General features: G+C 72.1%; 21 protein-coding genes. 12 read left to right on the forward strand and 9 right to left on the reverse strand.

The window, feature by feature from the left end; genetic code table 11:
• Positions 1-56: 56 nt before the first annotated feature.
• From ACZ3X1_RS08870 to ACZ3X1_RS08880, 3 genes are read left to right on the forward strand one after another with little or no spacing between them, the layout of a single operon-like run.
• Positions 57-2,051, forward strand: a complete 1,995-nt coding sequence (locus tag ACZ3X1_RS08870) for an FUSC family protein (protein ID WP_467278026.1) — start codon at positions 57-59, stop codon at positions 2,049-2,051.
• A gap of 37 nt (positions 2,052-2,088) precedes the next feature.
• Positions 2,089-2,790 (forward strand): hypothetical protein, encoded by a 702-nt coding sequence (locus ACZ3X1_RS08875; protein ID WP_467278028.1) that lies wholly within the window; start codon positions 2,089-2,091, stop codon positions 2,788-2,790.
• A complete protein-coding gene (locus ACZ3X1_RS08880; protein ID WP_467278030.1) occupies positions 2,778-4,061 on the forward strand; it encodes a sensor histidine kinase in 1,284 nt (427 codons plus the stop codon). Before ACZ3X1_RS08875 ends, ACZ3X1_RS08880 begins: the two co-directional genes overlap by 13 nt.
• 61 nt (positions 4,062-4,122) lie before the next feature.
• Here the strand turns inward: ACZ3X1_RS08880 and ACZ3X1_RS08885 are convergent, their stop codons facing one another.
• Positions 4,123-6,204 carry a PhoX family protein gene (locus tag ACZ3X1_RS08885; RefSeq protein ID WP_467278032.1) on the reverse strand — a complete coding sequence of 694 codons (2,082 nt, stop codon included), beginning with the start codon at positions 6,202-6,204 and terminating at the stop codon, positions 4,123-4,125.
• A gap of 378 nt (positions 6,205-6,582) precedes the next feature.
• Here ACZ3X1_RS08885 and ACZ3X1_RS08890 point away from each other — a divergent pair, with 378 nt between their 5' ends.
• Positions 6,583-8,235 (forward strand): VWA domain-containing protein, encoded by a 1,653-nt coding sequence (locus ACZ3X1_RS08890; protein ID WP_467278034.1) that lies wholly within the window; start codon positions 6,583-6,585, stop codon positions 8,233-8,235.
• 70 nt (positions 8,236-8,305) lie between these two features.
• Here ACZ3X1_RS08890 and aspS read toward each other — a convergent pair whose 3' ends face one another.
• Complete coding sequence (aspS, locus tag ACZ3X1_RS08895) at positions 8,306-10,123, reverse strand: aspartate--tRNA ligase (protein WP_356815527.1); 1,818 nt, start codon at positions 10,121-10,123, stop codon at positions 8,306-8,308.
• Positions 10,124-10,280: 157 nt separating this feature from the next.
• Here aspS and ACZ3X1_RS08900 point away from each other — a divergent pair, with 157 nt between their 5' ends.
• On the forward strand, positions 10,281-12,452 hold the full coding sequence (locus tag ACZ3X1_RS08900; RefSeq protein WP_467278037.1) for an ATP-binding SpoIIE family protein phosphatase: 2,172 nt from the start codon (positions 10,281-10,283) through the stop codon (positions 12,450-12,452).
• Between the two features lie 133 nt (positions 12,453-12,585).
• On the opposite strand, the gene ACZ3X1_RS08905 is transcribed toward ACZ3X1_RS08900, so the two are convergent.
• The 3 genes from ACZ3X1_RS08905 to ACZ3X1_RS08915 form a co-directional block, all read right to left on the reverse strand.
• Positions 12,586-13,581, reverse strand: a complete 996-nt coding sequence (locus ACZ3X1_RS08905; protein WP_467278040.1) for a pirin family protein — start codon at positions 13,579-13,581, stop codon at positions 12,586-12,588.
• 236 nt (positions 13,582-13,817) lie between these two features.
• Positions 13,818-14,768 carry an ArsR/SmtB family transcription factor gene (locus tag ACZ3X1_RS08910; RefSeq protein WP_467278043.1) on the reverse strand — a complete coding sequence of 317 codons (951 nt, stop codon included), beginning with the start codon at positions 14,766-14,768 and terminating at the stop codon, positions 13,818-13,820.
• A 73-nt stretch (positions 14,769-14,841) separates the two neighbouring features.
• A complete protein-coding gene (locus ACZ3X1_RS08915; RefSeq protein ID WP_467278045.1) occupies positions 14,842-15,300 on the reverse strand; it encodes an SseB family protein in 459 nt (152 codons plus the stop codon).
• A gap of 230 nt (positions 15,301-15,530) precedes the next feature.
• Here ACZ3X1_RS08915 and ACZ3X1_RS08920 point away from each other — a divergent pair, with 230 nt between their 5' ends.
• The 3 genes from ACZ3X1_RS08920 to ACZ3X1_RS08930 all read left to right on the forward strand — a co-directional run bounded on the left by ACZ3X1_RS08920 (position 15,531) and on the right by ACZ3X1_RS08930 (position 20,117).
• Positions 15,531-17,357 carry an acyl-CoA dehydrogenase gene (locus ACZ3X1_RS08920; RefSeq protein ID WP_356813617.1) on the forward strand — a complete coding sequence of 609 codons (1,827 nt, stop codon included), beginning with the start codon at positions 15,531-15,533 and terminating at the stop codon, positions 17,355-17,357.
• A 174-nt stretch (positions 17,358-17,531) separates the two neighbouring features.
• On the forward strand, positions 17,532-18,260 hold the full coding sequence (locus ACZ3X1_RS08925) for a hypothetical protein (RefSeq protein WP_356813581.1): 729 nt from the start codon (positions 17,532-17,534) through the stop codon (positions 18,258-18,260).
• Between the two features lie 564 nt (positions 18,261-18,824).
• Positions 18,825-20,117 carry a M18 family aminopeptidase gene (locus ACZ3X1_RS08930; RefSeq protein WP_030647744.1) on the forward strand — a complete coding sequence of 431 codons (1,293 nt, stop codon included), beginning with the start codon at positions 18,825-18,827 and terminating at the stop codon, positions 20,115-20,117.
• A 40-nt stretch (positions 20,118-20,157) separates the two neighbouring features.
• On the opposite strand, the gene ACZ3X1_RS08935 is transcribed toward ACZ3X1_RS08930, so the two are convergent.
• Entirely contained in the window at positions 20,158-22,002 is a 1,845-nt protein-coding gene (locus tag ACZ3X1_RS08935; RefSeq protein WP_467278051.1) for an NHL domain-containing thioredoxin family protein, read from the reverse strand.
• Between the two features lie 140 nt (positions 22,003-22,142).
• Here ACZ3X1_RS08935 and ACZ3X1_RS08940 point away from each other — a divergent pair, with 140 nt between their 5' ends.
• Positions 22,143-22,697 (forward strand): Uma2 family endonuclease, encoded by a 555-nt coding sequence (locus ACZ3X1_RS08940; RefSeq protein ID WP_467278053.1) that lies wholly within the window; start codon positions 22,143-22,145, stop codon positions 22,695-22,697.
• A 33-nt stretch (positions 22,698-22,730) separates the two neighbouring features.
• Positions 22,731-23,384, forward strand: coding sequence for an MSMEG_1061 family FMN-dependent PPOX-type flavoprotein (locus ACZ3X1_RS08945; protein WP_467278559.1), 654 nt, complete (start codon positions 22,731-22,733; stop codon positions 23,382-23,384).
• Here ACZ3X1_RS08945 and ACZ3X1_RS08950 read toward each other — a convergent pair.
• Complete coding sequence (locus ACZ3X1_RS08950; protein WP_356813584.1) at positions 23,375-23,914, reverse strand: DUF4240 domain-containing protein; 540 nt, start codon at positions 23,912-23,914, stop codon at positions 23,375-23,377. The two genes, ACZ3X1_RS08945 and ACZ3X1_RS08950, sit on opposite strands and share 10 nt — an antisense overlap.
• 28 nt (positions 23,915-23,942) lie before the next feature.
• The gene (locus ACZ3X1_RS08955; protein WP_467278056.1) at positions 23,943-24,743 is read right to left on the reverse strand and encodes an ATP-grasp domain-containing protein; all 801 of its coding nucleotides are present in this window, start codon (positions 24,741-24,743) and stop codon (positions 23,943-23,945) included.
• Between the two features lie 32 nt (positions 24,744-24,775).
• Here ACZ3X1_RS08955 and ACZ3X1_RS08960 point away from each other — a divergent pair, with 32 nt between their 5' ends.
• Both ACZ3X1_RS08960 and ACZ3X1_RS08965 read left to right on the forward strand, forming a co-directional pair.
• Positions 24,776-25,279, forward strand: a complete 504-nt coding sequence (locus tag ACZ3X1_RS08960) for an LURP-one-related/scramblase family protein (RefSeq protein ID WP_356813586.1) — start codon at positions 24,776-24,778, stop codon at positions 25,277-25,279.
• 117 nt (positions 25,280-25,396) lie between these two features.
• Positions 25,397-25,762, forward strand: coding sequence for a hypothetical protein (locus ACZ3X1_RS08965; RefSeq protein ID WP_356813587.1), 366 nt, complete (start codon positions 25,397-25,399; stop codon positions 25,760-25,762).
• A 3-nt stretch (positions 25,763-25,765) separates the two neighbouring features.
• On the opposite strand, the gene ACZ3X1_RS08970 is transcribed toward ACZ3X1_RS08965, so the two are convergent.
• Positions 25,766-26,545, reverse strand: a complete 780-nt coding sequence (locus ACZ3X1_RS08970) for a carbon-nitrogen family hydrolase (protein WP_356813588.1) — start codon at positions 26,543-26,545, stop codon at positions 25,766-25,768.
• Positions 26,546-26,669: the final 124 nt, after the last annotated feature.

Below are 26,669 nucleotides of genomic sequence, written 5' to 3' on the forward strand. Positions count from 1 at the left end.
AACGGCGCAGAAGAGCCCAGAAGAACCGATTCGCGAGCGGCGGCACGAAAGCGGGAATGAGCACCGAACGCACCGAACACATATCGTCGCGGCGCCCCCGGCACCACCCGCTGGCCCCGCCCGCCTGGCTGCTCGAAGGGTTGAAGCCGACCACCGCTCCCGTCCCCTGGGCCGCCGCAGCACGAGCGGCGGTCGCGCTGTCGGTCCCGCTCGCCGTCGGCTTCGCACTCAACGAGCCCGAGTACGGCGCGCTCGCCTCCATGGGAGCCCTCTCCGGGGTCATCGGCGACACCGCCGACGCCTACCGGATGCGCGTCCTCAACATCGCCGTCCCGCAGTTCTTCGGCGCCGTCGGCGTGGCCCTCGGCACCCTCGTCTACGGCCACGGCTGGGTGGCCGTCGGCGCGCTCACCCTCATCGCCCTGGTTTCCGGGATGATCTCCTCCATCGGCACGGTCGCCTCCGTGTCCGGACTGCTGCTCCTGCTCAACGCCGTGGTCGGCGCCGGGCTCCCGATGCCGCGACCCTGGTGGACGGCCCCGCTGCTGCTGGTCGCGGGCGGACTCTTCGTCCTCGCCCTGACCCTGCTGGGATGGCCGCTGCGCGGCCGCCGACCCGAACGGGCGGCGGTCGCCGCCACCTACCGGGCCCTGGCGGACACCCTGGAAGCCGCCGGCGGCCCCGGCGACCTCTACGACGAACAGCGCCGCCGGGTCACCCAGGAACTCAACCAGGCCTATGACCTGATCCTGGGCCGCCGGGCCCGGGTGCACGGCCGCAGCCAGTCGCTCGTCCGCATGCTCGCCCAGCTCAACGTGGTGATCCCGCTGGTGGAGGCCGCGCCGGCGGCCCACCTGCGCGGCCGGCCGCTGCCCCCCGAGATCCCCGCGGCCGTACGGGAGCTCGCGACGGCCGTCGAGGAGGGCCGCACCGAGGCGCCCGTACTGGACCTGCCTCCCGCCCGCACCCCCGCCGAACGGGCCCTCGACGCGGCTCTGCGGCACGCCGCGACCGTCGTGCACCTCGCCGAACCGGACACGTACAACGTGGACGACCGCCTCGGCCGGCCCGCCGCGCTGCGCGTGCGCGCCCGCCGGGCGGTGCGCGACATGATGATGTCCGGGACTTCCTGGCGCTACGGGCTGCGGCTCGCGCTGTGCGTGGGCCTCGCGCAGTCCCTCGTGTCGGTGGTCGAGATCGAGCGGTCCTACTGGGTCGCGCTGACCGTCACCTTCGTCCTCAAACCGGACTTCGGCTCGGTGTTCTCCCGGGCCCTGCTGCGCGCGCTCGGCACCGCGGTCGGGCTGGTCGTCGCCGCCGCCGTGCTCGCCGAGGTACCCCGCGGCTGGTGGGACGTGCCGGTGATGATGGTTCTCGGCGCGCTGATCCCCGTCTTCTCCGCCAAGGGGTACGCCTTCCAGACCGCCGCGATCACCCCGGTGATCCTGCTGCTCTCGGACCTGCTCAACCACCAGGGCTTCGACCTGATCCGCCCCCGGCTGCTCGACAGCCTGATCGGCTGCGCCATCACCCTGATCGCCGGCTACCTGCTGTGGCCCGAGAGCTGGCACACCCGGATCGGGGACCGGCTCGCCGACACCGTGGACGACGCCGCCCGCTACGTGGAACGGGCCTTCGCGCCGGCCGCGGACGACGCGGCGCTCGCGGCAGCGCGAACCGGCCGCCTCCAGGCCCGGCGGCGGCTCTACCGCGACCTGTCGGGCGTCCGCAGTGAGTTCCAGCGGGCGCTGACCGAGCCGCCGCCGACCGGCACCCGGGCCGCCGCCTGGTGGCCGCTGGTCGTCGCCGTCGAACGGATCGTGGACGCGGTCACCGCCGCCCGGGTCCGCGTCAACCACGGCGCCCCGCCCCCGGCCGCCGACGAGGTGGCGGGGATCGCCCGGCAGCTGCGGGACCTGGCCGTCCGCGTACGCAGCAGCACCACCCCGGTACGGGTCGAGGGCGAACCGGAGGGCGAGGAGTCGGGCGTCCTGGCACCCGTCCACCAGGAACTCGCGGCGGCCCGCGCCATCACCCAGCCGGAGCGCTGACCGGGCCGGACCGGACCGTACGGGGGAGCATCGGAGCATGTACCGCGCCCCGGCCGTCCTGGTCCTCGCCCTGGCCCTGGCGGGGTGCGCCGATGTGGAAGGGCTCCAGAGCGAGGGCGACCTGGGCACGGTGCACGCCCCGCAGAGCCTGTGGAAGGACCTCCGTCCCGACCCGCCCGACGTGGCCCAGAAGCCGGGCACGGCCTCCGTCGTCCCGGGCCTGCCCAAGGTGCCCGACCTGCGCCTGCGCGGCGTGAACCCGGTGAGCGTCGTGCGCGCCGACGTCACCTCCGCCACGGAACAGGACGGCGGTACGGGCCGGCTCGTCGACCCCCGGGCCGTCCAGCGCCTCGCGCTCTGCACACAGGCTGTGGACGGCGGTCCCGACTGCCCGGCGCGCTCCGCGGTCTACCACGACCTGACGGGCAACGGCCGCGAGGAGTTGATCACCGCCCTGGACCTCGACGGCCGCCTCAGCGAGCTGCGCGTCTACACCGTCCAGGACGACGGGCGGATCGCCCGGATCCTGTCCCGGCGGGCGGTGCTGGAGGGCGTGGAGGTGGCCGCGGAACACCTGGCCGTCCGCGAACCGACGTCGAACCCCGCCTACTTCGCCGTCTCGGACTACGTGTGGGACCCCAAGGCCGGGATCATGAACCTCAGCCAGCTCACGCTCGACGACTGCGCGTCCCTCACCAGCGTCCCGCTCAGCCCGGACGCGCGGCGATGCACGCGCTGAGCAGCCTGCGCTGGAAGATCGCGCTGACCACCACGGCGGTGTGCTGCATGGTCGCCGCCGCACTCGGGATCCTGGTGCACAACGTCGTCGCCCGGCAGATCGTCGGCGAGGTCCGCAAGGAGGCGGACTCGGCCCTGGAACACGCCCTCAGCCACTACGAGTACGGCACCACGCACGGCGACGTGAACATCGTCCTCGCCCCGCCCCAGCTGCCCCGCCCGCTGCGCGACCTGGTCGCCCGCGGAGACACCGGCAGCATGGTCGGCGCCTTCGACGGCAAGCCCGTCATGTGGGCCGCCGCCCCCGCCGACCAGCAGGCCCTCGCCGTCTGGATCCCGTTCGAGGGCACCCGCAACCGGCTGAGGGACATCGACACCGCGATCCTCGCCTCCGCCGCGCTGGCCGCCGGTGTGGTGGCGCTGGCCGGCCTCTTCCTCGCCGACCGGATCAGCCGGCGCCTCGCGACCACAGCCGCCGTGGCCCGCCGGATCAGCGCCGGGGACCTCGACGCGCGGGTGGGCTTCCCCTCCCGCGCGGACGAGCGGCGACAGGGCCGCCGCTCCCGGGACCGGGACGAGGTACGGGACGTGGCGCAGGCACTGGACCTGATGGCCGGGTCGCTCCAGGAACGGCTGGAGGCAGAGAAGCGCTTCACGGCGGACGTGGCGCACGAGCTGCGCACGCCGCTCACCGGGTCACTGGCCGCGGCAGCGCTGCTGCCGGAGGGCCGCCCCAAGGAGATGATCAACGACCGGCTGAAGGCCCTGCACCTGCTCACCGAGGACCTGCTGGAGATCTCCCGGTTGGAATCGGGCGTGGAGCGGGCCGACCTCGCCCTGGTGGAACTGGGCCGGGCGGTGCAACGGGCCGTCGCCGGAGCCGGGCCCGCCGTCTCGGTACGGGTGATCCGTGACGCGGCGGTGCTCACCGACCGGCGGCGCCTCGACCGGATCCTGACGAACCTGCTGGCCAACGCCCACAAACACGGCAGGCCGCCGATCGAGGTGACCGTGGAGGGCCCGGTGGTGACGGTTCGCGACCACGGGCCCGGCTACCCGCCCGAACTGATCGAACAGGGGCCGCAGCGCTTCCGCACCGGAGACCCCGGACGCGGGCGGGGCCACGGACTGGGGCTGACGATCGTGGTGGGACAGGCGGCGGTACTGGAGATCGCGCTGAGCTTCGCCAACGCCCCGGACGGGGGTGCGCTGACGACGCTCAGGCTTCCCGTCGGGCGGCTGCCGGACGGGCGGCTGCCGGACGGAAACTGACGCGCCGGGCAGGCCTTCCGCGCGCTGTGTTTCACGTGAAACACCTGCCCGGCGCAGGGGATCAGACGCCGATGTTCTTGCCGTCCTTGCGCCAGACCGAGACGACGGCCGGGCGGACGATCTTGCCGGGGCCGTCGGGCCACACCGACTGCGGCTTCTCGACGGACGCGCCGTCGATCTCGCCCGGGTGCTGGACGGCCACCAGGACGCGCTTGTCCTGGATCAGCGGGCCGCAGGTCTCGGCGCCGCGCGGCACGGTCAGGAACTGCTTCAGCTCGCCGCGGCGCTCACCGCTGGTCGCGACGCCGAACAGGCCGTCGTGGGACCCGAGCTGGTTGCCGTCGGTGGAGATCCACAGGTTGCCGTACGGGTCGAAGGCCACGTTGTCCGGGCAGGAGATCGGGCTGACCCTGTCCTTGGGGAAGCCCGCGAAGTACGTCGCCGGGTCGTTGGGGTCACCGGCGACCAGGAAGAGCCGCCAGGCGAAGCCGTCGCCGGCTGGGTCGTCGAAGTTCTCGGCGAGCTCCAGGATCTGGCCGTGCTTGTTCAGGTTGCGCGGATTGGCCTCGGTGGCGCCTTCCTTGCCGGGCTTGCCGCGGTCCGTGTTGTTGGTCAGCGCGACATAGACGCGGCCGGTGCGCGGGGAGGGCTCGACGTCCTCGGGGCGGTCCATCTTGGTGGCGCCCACCTTGTCGGCGGCCTGGCGCGTGAAGACGTACACCTCCTCGGCGGTCATGCCCTCGACGTGCGAGACGTTGCCGGTGGCCAGCTTGATCCAGACGCCGGAGCCGTCGAACTCGCCGTCGGAGGGAAGCTTGCCGGTGCCGTCGAGCTCGGCGGCCGGGGTGTCACCGGTGAGCTTGGCGACGTAGAGGGTGCCCTCGTCGAGCAGCGTGAGGTTGTGCTCCTTCGCCGCGCGGGAGTTGCCCTTCTTCATCTGTTTCGACGAGACGAACTTGTAGAAGTAGTCGAAGCGCTCGTCGTCGCCCATGTAGACGACCGGACGGCCGTCCTCGGTCAGGCGGGGCTGCGCGGCCTCGTGCTTGAAGCGGCCCAGGGCGGTGCGCTTGCGCGGAACGGAGTTCGGGTCGTACGGATCCAGCTCGACGACCCACCCGAAGCGGTGCGACTCGTTGGGCTCCTGGGCCACGTCGAAGCGCTTGTCGAAGCGCTCCCACTTGCGCTCGGTGGCACCGGCGGTCACGCCGTAGCGCTTCAGGCGGGCGGCCTGGGCGGGGTCGGTGACCTGGCCGGCGTTGCCGAAGTACTGGTTGAAGTTCTCCTCGCCGTGGAGGGTGGTGCCCCACGGGGTGGTGCCGCCGGCGCAGTTGTTGAGGGTGCCGAGGACCTTCGTGCCGGTGGGGTCGACGGAGGTCTTCAGCAGGGCGCTGCCCGCGGCCGGGCCGGTCATCCGGAACTCGCTGGTGGCCGTCAGGCGGCGGTTGAGCTGGTGGCGGGAGACCGCGGTGAGCTTGCCGCTGCGGTGGTCCTCCTGGACGACGACCACGGACAGTCCGTGCGCGGCCCAGGCGATCTCGACCTGTTCGCGGGTCGGGTTGGCCGGGTCGTAGGCCTTGAACATGAGGTTCTCGTCCGTGTACTCGTGGTTGGCCACGAGCAGCTGCTGGCGCTCGTAGTCTCCGCCGAGCGGGAGGAGGCTCAGGAAGTCGTTGTTGTAGCCGAACTGACCGGCCTGCGCGGCGGCGGTCTGCTGGTCGGCGTTGAAGCCCGGGGCGCCCTTGACGATCGGGTCTCCCCAGCGGATGACAATGTTCTGCTCGTGGCCCTCGGGGATGGTGACCTTGTCGTCGGTGTTCGGCGCGACGGCCTTGAAGCGCAGGCCGCGGGCGGCCTCGCCGCCCTTGCCGGCACCGGAGGCGTCGGCGGCGGGGGCCGCGTTGGCGGCCTGCCCGGGACCGCTGAGCGCGACGGCGGAGCCGGCGGCGGTGGCTACCGTCACGACGGCGGCGGAGCGCAGCATCGAGCGGCGGGAGTAGGCACGGGCTATGACATCGCCCGCGTACTCGTTGTCGCTTGTGTTCGGCACCTCGTGGAAGCAGGCGTCGCCACAGCGGTAACGACAGGTGAGAGCGGAACGGCCGCTCCCATGCGGGTTGCCGATGAACGGCAGAAGCTTGCGCACGAGTGTCCTCCGAGTAGCTGCGTGGCCGCCGACAACGTGTCGGAACAATCCAGCCGCGACGGTAGGCCCGGGTTGCGCCGAAGCGGCGGCGCAGGGATGAACGATGGGTGAACCGGGCACGTCGGAGCGGCAGTTCGAGACCGGTGTGGTCGCCATGGGGAGCCGGGCGCCACGAAAGGCGCCCCTGCCGAAGATCCAGCCGGGCGGCCGATAACCTTACGTGTCCACTCTGGGCAGGGATCAACCGCGCAGCACGGACAAATGACGCACGCACTCATGCGAAAGGCCTGGCCCATGGGTATTCGGAGCTTGTTGCGCAAGGTGTTCGGACGGTCTGCGGAACCGGTTCCGGAAAATTCGGACGCCACTTCCGCGGCTGTGCCGAACCAGGCGGAACGCAACCCCCTGGATGCCGCCGCCGAACTCGTGGCGGCGTCCTTCGACAATCCGACGGTTCCCCCGCAGACCGCGCGGGACCGCGAGGCGGGTACGGTCCTGACGGCCCCCGCCCCGGCCGCGGACCCCACGGTCCCGGAGGCCCGCCGCCCCTCCCCTGCGGGCTCGCCTGCGGCGAAGCCCGACCCGGCACCTTCCGCTCCTGCGGAGCCGGCATCGCCGCAGGCGGAAGCCGCGGCTCCCGCGGAGCAGGCGGAGACCACCGAGCCGGAGGCCGCTGCTCCTGCGGAAGCGGGCGCGCCGCGGGCGGAGAACGAGGCCCCGGCCGCCGCTGCGGAGCAGGCTGAAGCCCAGCCGGAGGCCGCTGCTCCCGCGGAGCCCGAAGCCGCCGAGCCGGAGGCTCAGGACGAGACCCCCGCTCCTGCGGAGCAGGCCGACGCCGCCGTCGCGGCGGAGGCGCAGCCCGCCGAGGCCGCCGCCGCGGAGCAGGTCGCGCCGGAGGCGGACACCGCCACCGTTACGGAGCCCGAGGCTCAGGCTGACGCCGCCGAAGCGGACGCGCCGCAGGCCGACACCGTCGAGGCGGAGACCCCCGCTCCCGCGGAGCAGGGCGCTGCCGATGCGCCGCAGGCGGAAGCCGCCGAGCCGGAGACTCAGGCCGATGTCGCCGCTCCTGCGCAGCAGGCGGAAGCCACCGCGGTGGAGGAGCCGCAGGCTCCGGAAGCGGGTGCGCCGCGGGCGGAGAACGAGGCCCCGGCCGCCGCTGTGGAAGAGCCCGACACCGCGAAGGCGGCGAAGCCGACCGACACCGCCGCAGCGGAAGCCCCCGCCGCTGCGGAGCCGGCATCGCCGGAGGCGGAAGCCGCCGCTCCTGCGGAGCAGACGGAGACCACCGAGCCGGAGGCTCAGGACGAGACCCCCGCTCCCGCGGAGCAGATCGCCGCCGATGCGCCGCAGGCTGAGGCGCAGGGGGAGGGGCCGGCTCACGCGGCTGCCGCCGTGCGGCGGCGGGCGCCCGAGGTGGCCGCCGCGTACAAGGCCGCCGGCCAGGTGCTCCGCGGCAAGGGGAAGGCCGGCGCCCGCGCCAAGGTCTACCTCGTCCTCGACCGCTCCGGGTCGATGCGCGGGTTCTACAAGGACGGCAGCGCCCAGTACCTCGCCGACCACGCCCTCGCCCTCGCCGCGCACCTCGACGACGAGGCGACCGTGCACACCGTGTTCTTCTCCACGGAGGTGGACGGCACCGCCGACCTGACCCTCGACAGCCACTACGCGTCCTGGGTCGAGGGCCGCCACGCCGAGCTCGGCCGGATGGGCCGCACCAGCTACCACGTGGCCGTCGAGGCCGTCGTCGAGCACTACCGCGAGGACGGCGGCGAGGGCCCGGCCCTGGTCGTCTTCCAGACGGACGGCGCCCCCGACAACCGCCAGCCCGCGCGGCAGGCGCTGACCGAGGCCGCCGCCACGGCCCCCGGCATCCACTGGCAGTTCGTCGCCTTCGGTGACCACGACTCCAAGGCCTTCGACTTCCTGCGCAAGCTGGACGCCGAGAACGCCGGCTTCTTCCACGCCGGGCCCGCCCCCACGGAACTGACCTCCGCGGCCCTCCTCAAGGGCGTCCTGGAGAAGTTCTAGACACGACGAAGGGCCCGGGGTCGACGACCCCGGGCCCTTCCGCACAGCTACACGGCTACACGGCCACCGCTCAGCGCGCGGCGTCCGGGTGGACGGACTCGGTGACCGGCTTGGCGTCGGCCGCCTTCGTCTCGACCGGCTTGCGCAGCGCGATGTTCAGCTCGCGCAGGCGGGCCTCCTCCAGCACCGTCGGCGCGCCCATCATCAGGTCCTGCGCGTTGCCGTTGAGCGGGAAGGCGATGGTCTCGCGGATGTTCGGCTCGTCGGCCAGCAGCATCACGATGCGGTCCACGCCCGGGGCGATGCCACCGTGCGGCGGGGCGCCGAGGCGGAACGCGCGCAGCATGCCCGCGAACTCGCGCTCGACGGTCTCGGCCTCGTAGCCCGCGATTGCGAAAGCCTTCAGCATGACCTCGGGCTCGTGGTTGCGGATGGCGCCGGAGGACAGCTCGATGCCGTTGCAGACGATGTCGTACTGCCAGGCCAGGATGTCGAGCGGGTCCTTCTCCTCCAGGTCCTTCATGCCGCCCTGCGGCATGGAGAACGGGTTGTGGGAGAAGTCGATCTTGCCGGTCTCCTCGTCCTTCTCGTACATCGGGAAGTCGACGATCCAGCAGAAACGGAAGACGTTCTCCTCGAAGTGGCCGGCGCGCTTGGCGGCCTCGACCCGGACCGGGCCCATGATCTTGGAGACCTCGTCGAAATCGCCCGCGCCGAAGAACACGGCGTGGCCGGGGACCAGGCCCAGGCGCTCGGTGAGGACCTTGACGTTCTCCTCGGTGAGGAACTTCGCGATCGGGCCGGTCAGGCTGCCGTCCTCGCCGACGCGGACCCAGGCCAGGCCCTTCGCGCCGAGCGAGATCGCGTACTCGCCGAGGCCGTCGAAGAACTTGCGCGGCTGGGCGGCGGTGTCCGGGACGGCCAGGGCGCGCACGTGCTTCCCGGCGAACGCCTTGAACTCCGAGCCCGCGAAGACGTCGGTGATGTCGACGAGCTCCAGCTTGGCGCGCAGGTCGGGCTTGTCGTTGCCGTACTTCAGCATCGACTCGCGGAACGGGATCCGCGGGAACGGCGAGGTGACCTCGCGGCCGTTGCCGAACTCGGTGAAGAGCTCGGTCATCAGGCGCTCGATCGGCTGGAAGACGTCCTCCTGCTCGACGAAGGACATCTCGACGTCGAGCTGGTAGAACTCGCCCGGCGAGCGGTCGGCGCGGGCGTCCTCGTCGCGGAAGCAGGGCGCGATCTGGAAGTACCGGTCGAAACCGGAGATCATCAGCAGCTGCTTGAACTGCTGCGGGGCCTGCGGCAGGGCGTAGAACTTGCCCGGGTTCAGGCGGGACGGCACCACGAAGTCACGGGCGCCCTCGGGGGAGGTCGCGGTGAGGATCGGGGTCGCCATCTCGTTGAAGCCGAGGGCCACCATCTTCGAGCGGATCGAGGCGATGACCGCCGACCGCAGCATGATGTTGCGGTGCATGCGCTCGCGGCGCAGGTCGAGGAAGCGGTACTCCAGACGGCGCTCCTCGTTCACACCGTCGTCGGTGTTGATCGTGAAGGGGAGCGGGGCGGCGGCGCCGAGCACCTCGACCTCGGAGACCTCGATCTCGATCTCACCGGTCGGCAGGTCCGGGTTGACGTTGTCCGCGCCGCGGGAGACGACCTTGCCGTCGATGCGGACGACGGTCTCCTTGGAGACGCTGCTGAGGGCCTCGTTCGCGGCGGTGCCGGGGCGGGCCACGAGCTGTGTGATGCCGTAGTGGTCGCGCAGATCGATGAAGAGGATGCCGCCCAGGTCTCGACGGTTGTGCAGCCAGCCGCTCAGTCGGACGTCGGCGGCGACGTCAGAGGCGCGGAGCTCGCCGCAGGTGTGGGACCTGTACCGATGCATCAGTCATCCAGTTCTACGCGATACCAGGGTGGATTCAACCGTCCCAAGGTTACCGTCCGGGACGATGACGGGTCGGGCACTGTCCTGGCGCCTGCGCAAATACGGCCGACAACGCGCGAACAGGCACGTACCGGATGCGACCTGTAAAGATGACCGGGTGCGCACCGAGGATGTCCTGGCCGCTGTCGCGACGGGCCTGTGGAGATGGGACAACGCCTCCGGGACGGTCTCGCTGGACGCGGAGGCCGCCCGGCTCCTCGGGCTGCCCGCCGAACCGGTGGCCCTGCCGGAGGTCGCCGTACGGTCCCGTTTCCACCCGGTGGACTGGAACGAGATCAACGGGATCGTGAACCTGGCCGTCGCCGAGGACACCCTCGCCGAGGCCCGACTGCGGATCATGGACGAGGACGGCCGGGTCCTGCGGACCGTACGCAGCCGCTCCAAGCCCCTGGAGAGGTGGTCGGCCGACGGAAACCTGGACTACGAGCTGATCGGCACCATCCAGGAGATCGCCGAACCCCAGCCGGGCACCACCGCCGCCCACACGCCCATCACGGGCGACTGGCGGCGCTCCCGCGAGGCCTTCCTACTGGACGCGGGCCGTGCGCTGGCGGAGGCCCGGTCCACGGCGGAGGTGCTGCGGGTCGCGGCCTCGCTGTCGATGCCGGGGTTCAACCCCGACGGGCTCGCCGTCTTCGGCGTGGCCGGGGACCGGCTGTCCGTCATCGGGCACCACGGGCACGACGCCGGGGACGAGGGCCCCTTCACGGACATGCTGCTGGAGACGGACTACCCGGCCGCGGAGGTGGTCCGTACCGGGCGGGCGATCTACCTCCCCACCCCTGACGACTACAAACGGCGCTTTCCGGCCACCTGGCCGCTCGCGCAGCGCTTCGACCGGGTGTCCTGGGCCTTCCTGCCGCTGATCGTGGCCGGACGGACCATGGGCGCTTGGATGGCCGCCTTCAAACAGCCGGCGTCCTTCTCGCCCGACGAGCGGTCCGTCCTGACGACCGTGGCCCGGATGCTGGCCCAGGCGCTCCAGCGGGCCGGGGTGGCCGAATCCGAGCGGGAACTCACCACGGGCCTGCAACGGTCGATGATGCCGCAGCTCGGCCCGGAGATCCCCGGCATGCGGATCGCCGCACGCTACGTCCCCACGGGCGGCGGGCTCCAGGTCGGCGGCGACTGGTACGACATGATCCCGCTGCCGTCGGGCCGGTTCGCGCTGGTGATCGGCGACGTGCAGGGCCACGACGTCCGGGCGGCCGGCCTGATGGGCCAGCTGCGGATCGCCGTACGGGCATACGCGTCCGAGGGGCACCGGCCGGACGCGGTGCTCTCGCGGGCCTCCCGCTTCCTCGCCGGGCTGTGCGCCTCCAGGGAGCCCGGCTGCCGGCGGCCGGAGGAGGACCCGGACGCGCAGAGCCCGCGGTTCGCGACCTGCCTGTACGTCGAGTGCGACCCGGAGACCGGAACGCTGGAGGTGGCCCGTGCCGGCCACCCCGACCCCGCGGTGCGGATGACCGACGGCACGGTGCTGATGCGGCCCACCGCCGGCGGGCTCCCCCTCGGGATCGTCCCCGACACCGACTACCCGACGACCAGGTTCACGCTGGAGCCCGGCGAGACGATGATGCTCTGCACCGACGGGCTCATCGAGACCGGCGGGCACGACCTGGACACCGGCTGGGCCCGGCTGCGCGCCGTCCTGGAGGGCGACGCGCACGAGGTCGGCGGCCATGAGCCCGGGCACCTGGAAACGCTGGCGGACCTGCTGGTCCAGACCGTGCACGGGCCGTCCTCGCACCACACCACCGGCCCGCTGGCCGACCGCCGCGAGGACGACATAGCCGTGGTCCTGCTGTGGCGCGAGGGCGCGGGCTGCGGCTGCGGCACCCCGTCGGCGCACCCGGTCCGCCCGACCCGCCGCACGATGCTGACCGTGGCCCAGGCGGAACCGGAACGCATCGCCGGCGCGCGCCGGCAGGTCCGGGAGCTGCTGCACGACTGGGCCGACGAGGAGCAGGTCGACTCGGCGGTGCTGATGGTGTCCGAGATGGTCACCAACGTCCTCACGCACACGGACGGCGACGCCCTGCTGGTCGCGGAGGCGGTGGGCGAGCTGGGCGAGCGCCGGCTGCGCGTGGAGGTGGCCGACTCCAGCGACGAGCTCCCGCACAAGCGGCACCCGGGCGAGATGGCCTCCAGCGGCCGCGGGGTGCTGCTGACGGAGATGCTGGCCGACGCGTGGGGCGTGGACCCGCGCGGTGAGGGCAAGTCGATCTGGTTCGAGCTGTACGAGCAGTCCAAGCGGCCGGACCTGTAGTGCGACAGGGCCCGGCGCCGCCCGCGGCACCCTGTTGGACCCGCTGACGGGGACGCGACAGCCGCACGGGCCGCGCCCCCGTTCCGAGGGGGCGCGGCCCGTGCGGTGGCGTCGCGGTGGCGTCGCGGTGGCGTCAGGCCTCCGCCGCCTCGCCCGTGCCGCGGTGGCCGAGGCCCGTACGGGCCGTGGTGGGGATACGGCCCAGGCGGCCCGCCTGGAAGTCGTCGAAGGCCTGCTGGAGCTCGTGCCGGCTGTTCATGACGAAGGGCCCGTAGTGCGCCATCGGCTCCCGGATCGGGCGCCCGCCGAGGAGGACGATCTCCAGGTCCGGGGCGTTGGAGTCCTGGGACTCGTCCGCCCGCACCGTGAGCGACCCGCCCTCGCCGAAGACGGCCGTCTGCCCGGTGCGGAGGGGGCGGCGGTCCTCGCCGACCGTCCCGCGCCCGGCCATCACGTACGCGAGGGCGTTGAAGTCCTCGCGCCACGGCAGGGTGATCTGCGCTCCGGGCGCGACGGTCGCGTGGATCATCGTGATGGGCGTGTGGGTGATGCCCGGTCCCTCGTGGCCGTCGAGCTCACCCGCGATGACGCGGATCAGCGAGCCGCCGTCCGGGGTGGACAGCAGGGTGACCCTGCCGCCGCCGATGTCCTGGTAGCGCGGGGGCATCATCTTGTCGGAGGCCGGCAGGTTCACCCACAGCTGGAGGCCGTGGAAGAGCCCGCCGCTGACGACGAGGGACTCCGGCGGGGCCTCGATGTGCAGCAGGCCGGAACCGGCGGTCATCCACTGGGTGTCGCCGCCGTTGATGATGCCGCCGCCGCCGTTGCTGTCCTGGTGGACGAAGGTCCCGTCGATCAGGTACGTGACGGTCTCGAAGCCGCGGTGCGGGTGCCAGGGGGTGCCCTTCGGCTCGCCCGGCGCGTACTCCACCTCGCCCATCTGATCCATCATGATGAACGGGTCGAGGTACTGGTAGTTGATCCCGGCGAACGCGCGCCGCACCGGGAATCCCTCACCCTCGAAACCACTCGGAGCGGAGACGACGGCCACCACCTTGCGCGGGACGGCCGCCTGCGGCTCGGCCACGCGCGGAAGCGTCAACGGGTTCTCAACAGTCACTGCGGGCATGGTCAGGACCTCCTTGTCATCCGAGTTTAGTTGAAACTCGAACTTTCTGCCACACCCCACAGAACAGAGTGGCCCCCGGGGGCATTCCCCGGGGGCCGCCGCCCCGCCGACCTGCGTGTCCCGGCCGGCGGCGGCGCCGGGACCCCCGTACCCGGCGCCGCCCGATCCGCCGCGGCACCGATACTTCCGGGCGGGGGACAGGGCGGCGATCCTTTCGGGCAGGGCCGAAGCGTCCGTCAGGCGCCGCTGTGCAGGAGGTCCACGCCGAGGCCCGTCACCGAGTGCAGGACCGCCTTGCCGTCCCGCTCCGAGGTGATGAGGCCCGCCGCGCGCAGGGTGCGGGTGTGTTCGGACACCGACGGCAGGCTGATGTCGAGCTCCCGGGCCAGCTCACTGGTCGTGCGCCGCTCCACCAGCAGCTGCAGCACCGCAGCCCGGGTCCGGCCCAGCAGCGCGTCCAGCGGACTTCCCACCGGGCCTGGGGAGGTCAGCGGCAGCGGGGTCAGTGCCGGGTGGAGCAGGACGTACGGACCCTCGGGGTGCTCGGCCACCAGCGGGCGGCCCGTCCAGAACGGCGAGGGCATCAGCATCAGCCCGCGCCCGCCGAGGCGTACCTCGTAGTGCGGCGGGCGGTCCACCTCGAAGGCGGCCCCCGACCAGCCGGCCGCCGGGTGCGTACTGGCCAGGCACGCCTTGATGCCCTGGGTGGCCAGCAGCCGAGTGCGCCAGGCGACGTCCGCCCGGAAGGACTGCCGGATCCGGGCCCGGTGCGGGGCCACCAGCACCTCGTACGCGGACCGGATGGCCCCGTCGAGCTGGTCCCAGGCGCCACGGTCCCGGCGCCACAGGGCGCGGAGCCAGGAGTCCGGCCCGGGGGCCCGGGCGGCGGCGCGGGCGAGCTGCCCGGCCGTGAGCCCCGGGGCGGCGTCCCGTACGGCGGCCAGCCCCTCCTCCAGGGTGCGCGCGTACGGCTCCACGAACGGGGGGTTGTCTCCGTCGGGCCGCAACAGGTCCAGGAGCGGCAGCGCCCGGTCCGGCAGCTCCCTGCCGACGCGGCCGCGCCAGCGGCCGAAAACGGCCTGCTCGTCCCTGCGCTGCCAGGCGACGAGTGCCATGGCCAGCTCGACCAGCGGCAGCGGCTCGCTCGCGAAGGTGACGTTCAGCAGGTCCTCGGTCGTGAAGTGCACCCTCAGCACGATCCCCACCCCCGTGGACGTCAGCCGGAACGGCCTCCAGCGGCCGTCTGCGCAGCGTTGGCGTCTAGCCGTACATGCGGCGCATGGCGAAGTCGACCATCTGCTCGACCGCCTTGGCGTCGAAGACCATCCGGTGGTCGCCCTCCATGTCGAGGACGAAGCCGTACCCGGTCGGCAGCAGGTCGATCACCTCGGCGCCGGTGATGACGAAGTACTTGGACTCCTTGCCGGCGTACCGGCGCAGCTCCTTGAGCGTGGTGAACATGGGGATGACCGGCTGCTGCGTGTTGTGCAGCGCCAGGAACCCGGGGGTCTCCCCGCGCGGGCAGTAGACCTTCGAGGTGACGAAGACCTGCTGGAAGTCCTCGGCGGACATGGACCCCGTGGTGAAGGCCCGTACGGCGTCCGCGAGGGAGGGCGGGGACGGCTCCGGGTACAGCGGCGGCGCCTGCTGCGCGTAGCCCTGCGGGGGCTGCTGCGCGTACTGCTGCTGGGCACCCGGGTTCTGGTCGTAGCCGTACATGCGGCCCACCCTACCGAGCGGCCGCGCCCGTACCGGCCGGTACCGGCCACCGCCGCCCCGCGGGGGCCTCGGCGGGACGAGTCCCGCCCCTTCGGCGGCCCGGCGCGAGCTTGACCCTGGTCACACTCCGGACGTGAGGGTTGCCGTTATTACCGGCGGGTAGCATCATGACGTTACCGATTGGTATGTACGAGGAACCTGTCTCCCCGAGCCTTAACGGAGCCGTCGCCATGGGGCACTACAAGTCGAATCTCCGCGACATCGAGTTCAACCTCTTCGAGGTGCTCGGCCGCGACCAGCACTACGGCACCGGTCCGTTCGAGGAGATGGACACCGAGACCGCCAAGAGCGTCCTGTCCGAGATAGCCCGCCTCGCCGAGAACGAGCTGGCCGAGTCCTTCGCGGACGCCGACCGCAACCCGCCCGTCTTCGACCCGGAGACCAACACCGCGCCGGTTCCGGCCTCGTTCAAGAAGAGCTACAAGGCCTTCATGGACTCCGAGTACTGGCGTCTGGGCATCCCGGAGGAGATCGGCGGCACCGTCTCCCCGCGCTCCCTCGTCTGGGCCTACGCGGAACTGCTGCTCGGCTCCAACCCCGCCGTCTGGATGTACTCCTCCGGCCCGGCCTTCGCCGGCGTCCTCCACGAGGAGGGCAACGAGGCGCAGAAGAAGATCGCGCAGATCGCCGTCGAGAAGCGCTGGGGCTCCACCATGGTCCTCACCGAGCCGGACGCCGGCTCGGACGTGGGCGCCGGCCGCACCAAGGCCGTCCAGCAGGAGGACGGCTCCTGGCACATCGAGGGCGTGAAGCGCTTCATCACCTCCGGTGAGCACGACATGGAGGAGAACATCCTCCACTACGTCCTCGCCCGCCCCGAGGGCCACGGCCCGGGCACCAAGGGCCTGTCCCTCTTCCTCGTCCCGAAGTTCCACTTCGACTGGGAGACCGGCGAGCTGGGCGAGCGCAACGGCGTCTACGCCACGAACGTCGAGCACAAGATGGGCCTCAAGGCCTCCAACACGTGCGAGATGACCTTCGGCGACCGGCACCCCGCCAAGGGCTGGCTGATCGGCGACAAGCACGACGGCATCCGCCAGATGTTCATGATCATCGAGTTCGCCCGCATGATGGTCGGCACGAAGGCCATCGCCACCCTCTCCACCGGCTACCTGAACGCGCTGGAGTACGCCAAGGAGCGCGTGCAGGGCCCGGACCTGGCGAACTTCATGGACAAGACCGCGCCCAAGGTCACCATCACGCACCACCCGGACGTGCGCCGCTCGCTGATGACGCAGAAGGCGTACGCCGAGGGCATGCGCGCCCTCGTCCTCTACACCGCGACCGTCCAGGACGAGATCCAGGTCAAGCAGGCCGCAGGCGAGGACGCCTCCTCCCTCATCGGCCTGAACGACCTGCTCCTGCCGATCGTGAAGGGCTACGGCTCGGAGAAGTCCTACGAGCAGCTCGCCCAGTCCCTGCAGACCTTCGGCGGCTCCGGCTACCTGCAGGAGTACCCGATCGAGCAGTACATCCGCGACGCCAAGATCGACACCCTCTACGAGGGCACCACGGCCATCCAGGGCCAGGACTTCTTCTTCCGGAAGATCGTCCGCGACCAGGGCGCCTCGCTGAACATCGTCTCCGAGACGATCAAGAAGTTCCTGGCCGAGGCCGTCGGCGGCGAGGAGCTGGCCGGCGCCCGCGACGCGCTCGCCAAGGCCGCCGTGGACCTCGAGGGCATCGTCGGCCAGATGATCGTCGACCTCACCGCCACCGGCGAGGACGTCAAGAACATCTACAAGGTCGGCCAGAACACCACCCGCCTGCTGATGGCCTCCGGCGACGTGGTCGTCGGATACCTGCTGCTCAAGGGCGCCGCCGTGGCCGCCGAGAAGCTGGCGACGGCCTCCGCGAAGGACGTCCCGTTCTACACCGGCAAGATCGCCGCCGCGAAGTTCTTCGCCGCGGAGGTCCTCCCGGGCGTCTCGGTCCAGCGCCGGCTGGCCGAGTCCGTCGACAACTCCCTCATGGAGCTCGACGAGGCCGCCTTCTAGGAGGCACCGCCCCCACCCGTGGCACCGCCGGCACCCCGGCACCGGCACGCCGCACACGCACAGCGGCCGGGTCCCCCGCACAGGGACCCGGCCGCTGCCGCGTGCACGGGCCCCGACCGGCGCCCTGTACTGCGGCTTTCCCCGATGTCAGTCGTTCATGGGACGCTCGTAGGCATGAGTCCACAGGATCAGCACGGCAGCAGGGGGTACTCCGTCCCCACCGGGCGGCCGTACGCCCTCAAGGAGCTGCAGGCGAGCCTGGGCAGCCTCGGCGACCACCTGCGCGAGCTCTACGACGGCGCCCACCCCGCCGAGTACGACACCATCGCCGACGCGCTGTACGTGGCCTTCCAGACGGCCGCCGGACTGGCCCCCGCCAAGAGCTACACCGGCTGCCCCGAACACCCCAACGGCGCCCTCGACCCCGAGGCCCCCGAAGGCTGGGGCCGCTGCCTCATCTGCAACGACCGCCGACGCCTCGGACAGCGCCGGCACGGCGGCCCCGGCCCCGCCCCCGCCGGCGAGCAGCGCCGCCTGGGCTACCCCGTACCGGACGGCCCGTACACGCTCCAGGCGCTGCGCGCCCACCTGCGCACCGTCGAGGACCAGCGGTTCCACCTGGGCCTGTCCTCCCCCGCCGAGGACTTCGTCCGCATCGCCGACGACCTCCACCGCGCCTTCATCGTGGCCCGCGAACTGTCCCGCCCGCGCAACGCCTCGGGCTGCTCCGAGCACCCCGGCGCCCCCATCGACCCCGACGCACCCCCCGGCGAGGCCTGTATCTTCTGCGCCGGGCGCAGAAGACGCGCGCAGCGCTCCCCGCAGACCCCGGAGATGCTCCCGCGCGTCCGCCGGGGTGAGCGCAGGCAACTGCAGCGCAGATTCGACCGTCCGCCGGGCTGAGAACCAAGCGGGACCGCCCCCCTCGCGTGACGTGCGCGGCGCGGAGCCGGTCCTCCCGGCAACACGCCCGGTCCGGCCGTGACAAAGGGGAACCCGGCCCTCGTTAAGGTGAACCACTCGGCTTCCTCCCCTCCCAGGCGGAGGGGATTCCCACACTCACGCGTGAGGGTCCGTTCCGTCACGGACCGCCCGACCGAGAGGAGGACTCACGATGAGGCCCGACAACCGCTCCGCTGTCGGCAACGGCCGCCCCGGCGGCCGGAAGACCGGTCGCGGCGTTCCCGTCCCGGTCGTGAGGGGTCCCGCAAACCGGGCGCATCGACCACAGCTGCACGAACGTCCGCGACAGTTCCACGGCCTGCGCATCCGTCCGATAGAAACGGTACTTGCACGACCGCTGCGCGGATGGAACACCCACCCGCCCGACGCTACGGTCGGTCACGATCCGAACACAAGCACAGGTCACAGCCTCACGCTTCGGCACTCCGCCGCGGCGAGGCTCCGAGCCGGAACTGCGTTTCCTCACCCGGCTGAAGCCGGGGGCTTCCACACAAGGGAAATACGATGAGCTCTCCCGCCCGCTTCGACCGCGGCCACACCGACGATCTGATGACCTTCCTGACGGCCAGTCCGTCGCCGTACCACGCCGTGGCCAACGCGGCGGAGCGGCTGGAGAAGGCAGGCTTCAGGCAGTTGTCGGAAACGGACGCCTGGGATTCGGGCACCGGGGGCAAGTTCGTGCTCCGCGGCGGCGCGCTCATCGCCTGGTACGTCCCCGAAGGCGCCGCGGCACACACCCCGTTCCGCATCATCGGCGCCCACACCGACTCGCCGAACCTGCGGGTCAAGCCGCTGCCCGACACCGGCTCGCAGGGCTGGCGACAGATCGCGGTCGAGATCTACGGCGGGACCCTGCTCAACACCTGGCTGGACCGGGACCTGGGCCTGGCCGGCCGGCTGACCCTGCGCGACGGCACCGAGCGCCTCGTGAACATCGACCGGGCGCTGCTGCGCGTGCCGCAACTCGCCGTGCACCTGGACCGGTCGGTGAACAGCGACGGCCTCAAGCTCGACAAGCAGCGGCACATGCAGCCGATCTGGGGCCTCGGCGAAGCGCACGAGGGCGACCTCATCGCGTTCCTGGAGGAGGAAGAGGGCCTGGAGCACGGCTCGGTGGCCGGCTGGGACCTGATGGTCCACTCGATCGAGCCGCCCGCCTACCTGGGCCGCGACCGCGAGCTGGTGGCCGGCCCCCGGATGGACAACCTGCTGTCCGTGCACGCGGGCGTCGCGGCGCTGGCCGCCGTCTCCGGGGCCGAGAAGCTCGACCACATCCCGGTGCTGGCCGCCTTCGACCACGAGGAGAACGGCTCCCAGTCGGACACCGGCGCCGACGGCCCGCTGCTGGGCAACGTGCTGGAACGTTCAGTCTTCGCGCGCGGGGGCACGTACGAGGACCGCGCGCGGGCCTTCGCCGGCACCATCTGCCTGTCCTCCGACACCGGGCACGCCGTGCACCCCAACTACGGTGAGCGCCACGACCCCACGCACCACCCGAGGGCCAACGCCGGCCCGATCCTGAAGGTCAACGTCAACCAGCGCTACGCCACCGACGGCAGCGGGCGCGCGGTGTTCGCCGCCGCGTGCGAGCGGGCCGGCGTCCCGTGGCAGACGTTCGTCTCCAACAACTCGATGCCGTGCGGCACGACGATCGGCCCGATCACGGCCGCCCGCCACGGCATCCAGACCGTGGACATCGGCGTCGCGATCCTCTCGATGCACAGCGCCCGCGAACTGTGCGGCGCGGACGACCCGTACCTCCTCGCCAACGCCCTGGTGGCCTTCCTGGAGGGCTGACCCCCCAGGAAGCCCGCAGGGAAGGCCGGTTGCGCCCCCGCTATCCCTCGTCGTCCATGCCCGCCAGGACGAGGGGCAGCCGGGAGGCGCCGGCGGCGGTGACGCGGACGGGCACCCCCCAGTCCTGCTGGTGGACGTGGCAGGCCGGGTACTCGTTGGCCGGGTCGTCGTCGCAGGACGCCGCCATCGCCGAGACGTGCAGCACGCCCTCGGTGACGTCCGGGTTCAGCGCCAGCTCCCGGAACAGGTCGCTGCCGGCGCCCTCGCCGCCCGCCAGCAGCTCGGGCGGGGTCGAGGAGACGAGCAGGCGGGTGGAGGGCCCGTAGCGGGTGTCGAGCTTCTGCCCGCTGGGGGCCTGGAAGACCACGTCGAGGCGCAGCGTGCCGGGCGCCACCTCGGTGGCGGCCCGCTGGGTTCGGTGGGCGACCGCGTCCACCCGTACCGCCTCCTCCGGGAGCCGCAGCCGCGTCAGGCGGTGCCGGGCGGACTCGACGACCACGATGTCCTCGCCGACGAGCACGGCGTCGCTGGGCTCGCGCAGGTCGGTCGCGAGGGTCGAGACCTGCCCGGTGGCGGGGTCGTAGCGGCGCAGCGCGTGGTTGTACGTGTCGCACACCGCGACCGAGCCGTCGGGCAGGGCCGTCACCCCGAGCGGGTGCTGGAGCAGGGCCTGGGTGGCGTCCCCGTCCCGGTGCCCGAAGTCGAACAGGCCGGTGCCGACGGCGGACGTGACGGCGTAGCCGGTGTCGGTGGGGTGGACGTACCGCAGGGCGCTGGTCTCGGAGTCGGCGATCCACAGCCGGTCCCCGGCGGCGGCGAGCCCGGACGGCTGGGCGAACCAGGCCTCGGCGGCCGGCCCGTCGTGCAGCCCCTCGTTGGTGGTGCCGGCGGCGACCCCGACGGTTCCCTCCGCCGGGTCCCAGGTCCACAGCTGGTGGACACCGGCCATGGCGATCCACACCTTGCCCTGCCACCAGGCCACGTCCCACGGCGAGGACAGGTCCACTTCGAGGGCCGGCCCGGAGGTCGGCGAGCCCTGCCACCACTGCCGCCCGGTGCCGGCGACCGTCTCGACGGCTCCGCTGTCGAGGTCGAGGACGCGCAGCGCGTGGTTGACGGTGTCGGCGACGACCACCCGGCCGTCGGGCAGCAGCGCCAGCCCCTGCGGCTCGCTGAAGCTGTCGCCGGCGAAACCGCGCTCGCCGCTGCCGATGCGGCGTACGACGCTTTCCCCGTCGGCGGCCAGCTCCACCAGTTGGTGCCGCGTGGAGTCCGAGACGAGGAAGTTCCCGCTGGGCAGGAGCAGCGCCTTGCCCGGGAAGCGCAGGTCGCTCGCGACGGGCTCGGGCGCCACGTACGGGCCGTCGCCGCGCCGCAGGGTGCCCTTGGCCTCGTGCTCGGCCTCCAGCTCCTCGACCAGCTTCGCGATGGCGTGGGCGTGCCCCTCGCCGGCGTGCTGGGCGACGACGTAGCCCTCGGGGTCGATCACGACGAGCGTGGGCCACGCGCGGACGGCGTACTGCTTCCAGGTGGCGAGCTCGGGATCGTCGAGGACGGGGTGGTGGACCTCGTAGCGCTCGACGGCGTCGACGACGGCCGCGTGCTCGGCCTCGTGCACGAACTTCGGCGAGTGCACGCCGATGATCACGACGGTGTCGCGGTGCTTCTCCTCCAGCTCGCGCAGCTCGTCGAGGACGTGCAGGCAATTGATGCAGCAGAAGGTCCAGAAATCGAGGATCGTGATGCGTCCCCGCAGGTCGGCGAGGGTGAGCTCCTTGCCGCCGGTGTTCAGCCAGCCGCCTTTGCCGATCAGCTCGGGGGCACGGACACGGGCACGCTTGCGGGGCGCGGGCGCGGGGGTGGGCGCCGGGGCAGCATCGTTCATCCTTCAAGCTTGCCATCCGCCCGTGAACGCCCCGTCACGCCAGTACGACGTTCCCTGCGGGGCGGGGCACCCGCAGGGGTGACGACAGGGAGCGAGAGCCCGCGGGAGCCTGGTCACGGGAAGCAAGGGAGGCGTCCGCAATGACCACCGCGCACGACTACGGCGAAGGCATCGACCCCGAGAGCGCGCTGAAGTACGCCATCCAGCACCACAGCGGAGACCGGACGGAGATCGTCGAAGGGGTCATCACCAACGTGACGCCGAGTTGGGACCACGAGAACGCGGCGGAGGAGATCCGCGACCAGATCCGGCCTCGGGTCAAGGAACTGGACTGCGCCACGGGGTCGGGGAACCTCGACCTTCCGGGTTCGTCGAACTGGTACGTCCCGGACCTGGCCGTCGTCCCCAAGGCGCTGGCGAAGGGCGGGAGCGCCCTGCTGCCCGACCAGGTGCTGCTCGTCGTCGAGGTGACCTCGGATTCCGATGCCGAGACCGACCGCGTGGTCAAGCGCAAGCGGTACGCCGAGTACGGGGCGCCGCTCTATCTGCTCGTCGACCGGCTGGAGCGGTCCCTCACCCTGTTCGCGGAGCCCGGGAGCCTGGGGTACACCAAGGTCGACGGGCCGCATCCGTTCGGGACGTCCGTGCGGCTGCCGGAGCCGTTCGGGATCGACCTGGACACCAACGGGCTCTAGGGAGCCGGTAGCGTGCGGGGGGTGACGGGGAGCATGCCGCCTGGGGGGCGGGTATTCGAGGCCTTGAGCGCCGGCGCCGTGCGTGATGCCGCGCAGTTGCGGGAGCTGTACGAGGAGCCGGGGGAGATGGCGCGGCGCAAGGCCGTCGACCGGATCCACGAGGCCGCCCGAGCGGTCATCGGGCGGTCGTCGCTGGTGTTCGTCGCGAGCGCCGGGGCGGGCGGGCACTGCGACGTGACGCCCCGGGGCGGGCCGCCCGGATTCGTCGCGGTCCTCGACGAGTTCACCCTCGCCGTCCCCGACGCCACCGGCAACAAGCGGCTCGACACCGCCCACAACATCGTCGAGACGGGCCGGGCCGGGTTGATCTTCGTCATCCCGGGCCGGGCCACCACGCTGCGCGTGAACGGGCGGGCCTGCGTCTCCGCCGATCCCCGGCTGCTGGAGCAGCTGACCGCCGTCGGCAAGCCGCCGCGCAGCGCGATCGTCGTGCAGGTCGAGGAGGCCTACCAGCACTGCCCGAAGGCGTTCCTGCGCAGCGGCGCGTGGAAGCCCGAGCAGTGGCTCGCCGAGGACGCCGCCCCCAGTTCCGCCGAGGTCACCCTCGCCCACCTGGACATGCCCGGTCTGACGATCGAGGACATCCGGCGGCAGGAGCGCGAATCCCTGCTGTACCGCTACGAATAGTCGAAGAGGGCGCTCAGGCGCGGCAGCCGGGTCGCCAGTTCGGCCGCGTCGTCGAAGTCGAAGTCCCAGGACGGGTCCAGGGGCGGATAGCTGATCGTGAAGGAGTCCGCGGGGAGTTCGCGGCCGGTGGCGCTCTCGTAGGCGGTCCACGCGATCGAGAGGGCGTCCTCGCCCCACAGCTCCAGGCCCTCCGCGGCCGCATCGCGGACCGCCGGGTGGTCCGCGAGGGAGTCCGGGTCGGCCAGGGCGGCGTCGAAGACCGCGCGGCCCTGGGTGAGCAGCCAGCCGCGGAAGTAGTCGAAGCCGTCGTCCGAGCAGCCGCCGTTGATCATGTAGGCCGCGGCCCAGAGCGGGCTGCGGTAGGACTCCGCGAGCAGGTCCCACAGCACCTGCTGGGCCGCGGCTATCTCCGCCTGAGGACGGGCCGCGAGCAGCTCCCCCGCCCGCTGCGCCACCGCGTCCTCACCTGTGTCCGCCGCCGTGTCCGCGCGGGCCGTCTCGATCAGCTGCCAGAACGTCGTCTTGTCCATGGGAGGAGCCTGGCACCCGGCACTGACATCAGCCGAGGAAGGAGTGGAGAGATCTCGTGAGGGCCGTGACGAAGGCGTCCTGCACCTCTGCCGGCACGAGGTCCAGGGACAGGTAGGGGTTGAGGTCCTCCAGCTCGACGAGGAGCAGTTCTCCGGAGGGCGCCCGGCAGGCGTCCACCCGCTGGATGCCGTGCCCGAGGGTGTTCCACTCGACGAAGGAGCGGGCGAAGGCCAGGTCCTCGCCGGTCGGTCGGTAGGGGCGCAGCTCCCAGCGGCGGGCCGGATCGGGGGCGTGGAGGGCGTACTGGAAGGCGTCGTCGACGAAGTAGAAGGACACCTCGTACGTGAAGTCGATGCGCGGCTGGATCAGGACGGCCCCCGCCGGGCCGACCGGTGTCGCGGTGAAGGTGAGGCCGATGGAGTCGGCGCCCTGCTTGGGCTTGACGACGTACTCGGGCACCTGCGGCAGTTCGGCCAGCCGGGCCGGGTCGTCGACGGTCGGGATGACCGGGTAGCCGGCGGCCGTCAGGTCGAGGAGGTACTGCTTGCCGGCCATGTCGGCGCGGCCGGTGAGGGGGTTGTACACGGGCGTGCCGGCGGCGAGGGCCGCCGCGCGGAAGGCGTCGTACTCCTCCTGGTAGTGCAGGACCGGGCCGCTGTTGCGGACGATCACGGCGTCGAAGCCGGGCATCAGGGCGCGTGCGTCAGCGGGGTGGCACAGGGCCAGCGCGAAGTGCTCGCGCAGGCGCGAGGTGAGGAATATGTCCTCGTCGCAATATCGGCGGCCGCGTGCGGGGTACGCCAGGTCGGTCACGTAGAGCAGTGGCATGGGGGAAACCTATCGCGGGCACTGATCAGCGCATGAAATACCTCGTTCGGGACAAAATGCTGGCCATCGGGGACGACTGCTGGATCGAGGACGAGGAGGGGCGGCACGCCTTCCTCGTCGACGGCAAGGCGCTGCGGTTGCGGGACACGCTGGAGCTGAAGGATCCCGACGGCCGGATCCTGATCACCCTGCGGGAGAAGCTCTTCGCCTTCCGCGACGCGATGACCCTGGAGCGGGACGAGCGGCGGCTCGCGGTGATCCGCCGCAAGCGCTTCTCGCTGCTGCGCAACCACTTCCGCGTGACGCTGCTGGAGGGCACGGAGCTCGACGTCAGCGGGCGGATCCTGGACCGGGAGTTCAAGGTCGAGTACGACGGGGAGCTGCTCGCCCTGGTCTCCCGGCAGTGGTACCGGGTGCGGGAGACGTACGCGGTCGACGTGGTGCGGGAGGACGCCGACGCGGCGCTGCTGGTGGCGGTCGCGGTGTGCGTGATCCGGATGGCCGAGAAGGAGCGGGAGGACGCACTCCAGGACTGAGCGGGGCCCCGGGCTGAGTACGGACCCCACGCGGAGGTGAGCATCCGCGCTCATGCGGTGGCGGCGGGCGGCGGCGAGGATCGTGGTCGTCCCGCCGAGCACGGAAGGAACCCCACGGTGAATCCCAGCACCCACGCGGCCCTCTACGGTCCGTGGCAGCCCTCGCAGCCGGTCCGCAAGGACCGCCCCGTCGTCGTCGCGCTCGCGGGCCTGCTGTGGGCGCTCACCCTGCTGTCGGTGTGCTGGGTGGGCGGCCTGTTCACCGTCGCGCTGGTGTGGGGTGCGGCGGCCGGGCAGCCGGTCGGCGGCCTGTTGCTGCTGCTTGTGCTGGTCCCGGCGGCCGCCGCCGCCGGGCTCACCGCCCTGGCCCGTGCTCCCGGTGTCCGCAGGCTGGCGGCGTCCACGCGGCTGCTCCTGCTCGGCGCGCTGGCGTGCCCCGTGCCCGCCGTCCTGGCGGTCGTGCTCTGGATCCGCACCGGTTGACGGTCAGCGGCCCAGGCGGCGGTCCTTGAGGGCCGGGAACTGCGAGCGGGTGTCGGCGACCCTGGCCGGGTCCAGGTCCACCGTGAGGACCTCCTCGCCGGGGCCCGCCTCCGCGAGGACCTCGCCCCACGGGTCGACGACCAGGCTGTGCCCGGCCTGCTCCACGCCCGCGTGGGTGCCGGCCAGCCCGCACGCCAGGACGTACGACTGGTCCTCGACGGCGCGCGCCCGGCTCAGCAGCGTCCAGTGCGAGCGGCGGCGCGCGGGCCAGCCGGCGGCGACGATCATCGTGGTCGCGCCGGCGTCGACCAGGCCCCGGAACAGTTCGGGGAAGCGCAGGTCGTAGCAGGTGGCGATGCCGAGGGTCTGTTCCGGCAGCTCCACCGTGGTCAGGGAGTCGCCGGCGGACATCAGGACCGCCTCGCCCTGGTCGAAGCCGAAGCGGTGGATCTTGCGGTAGGTGGCGGCCAGCTCGCCGGCCGGGGAGATGACCAGGGCGGTGTTGTAGAGGGAGCCGTCGCCCGCGCGCTCCACGACCGAGCCCGCGTGCAGCCAGACCCCGGCGTCGCGGGCCGCCTTGGACATGGCCTCGTAGGTCGGTCCGTCCAGAGGCTCGGCCTCGGTCTCGAACTGCTCGTAGGCGAACGCCCCGACCGTCCACAGCTCGGGCAGCACGACGAGATCGGACTCGTCCTGCTCCCGCACGAGATCGGCCGCACGGGCGCGCCGGGAAGACACCGACTCGCCCTCGTTCACTGCGATTTGGATCAACGAGGCGCGCACATTACCACCGTCCTGGCGTTCAAGCCGTCAACTCGGGCCTACGAATCGTCACACGAAAGCACTGCCGGGGTGCTCACAGGCAGCGTAGTTTTGGAAACTGAGTCCACTGCTTCCGAAACGCGCC

Source organism: Streptomyces sp. NPDC023541 (genome assembly GCF_055559995.1).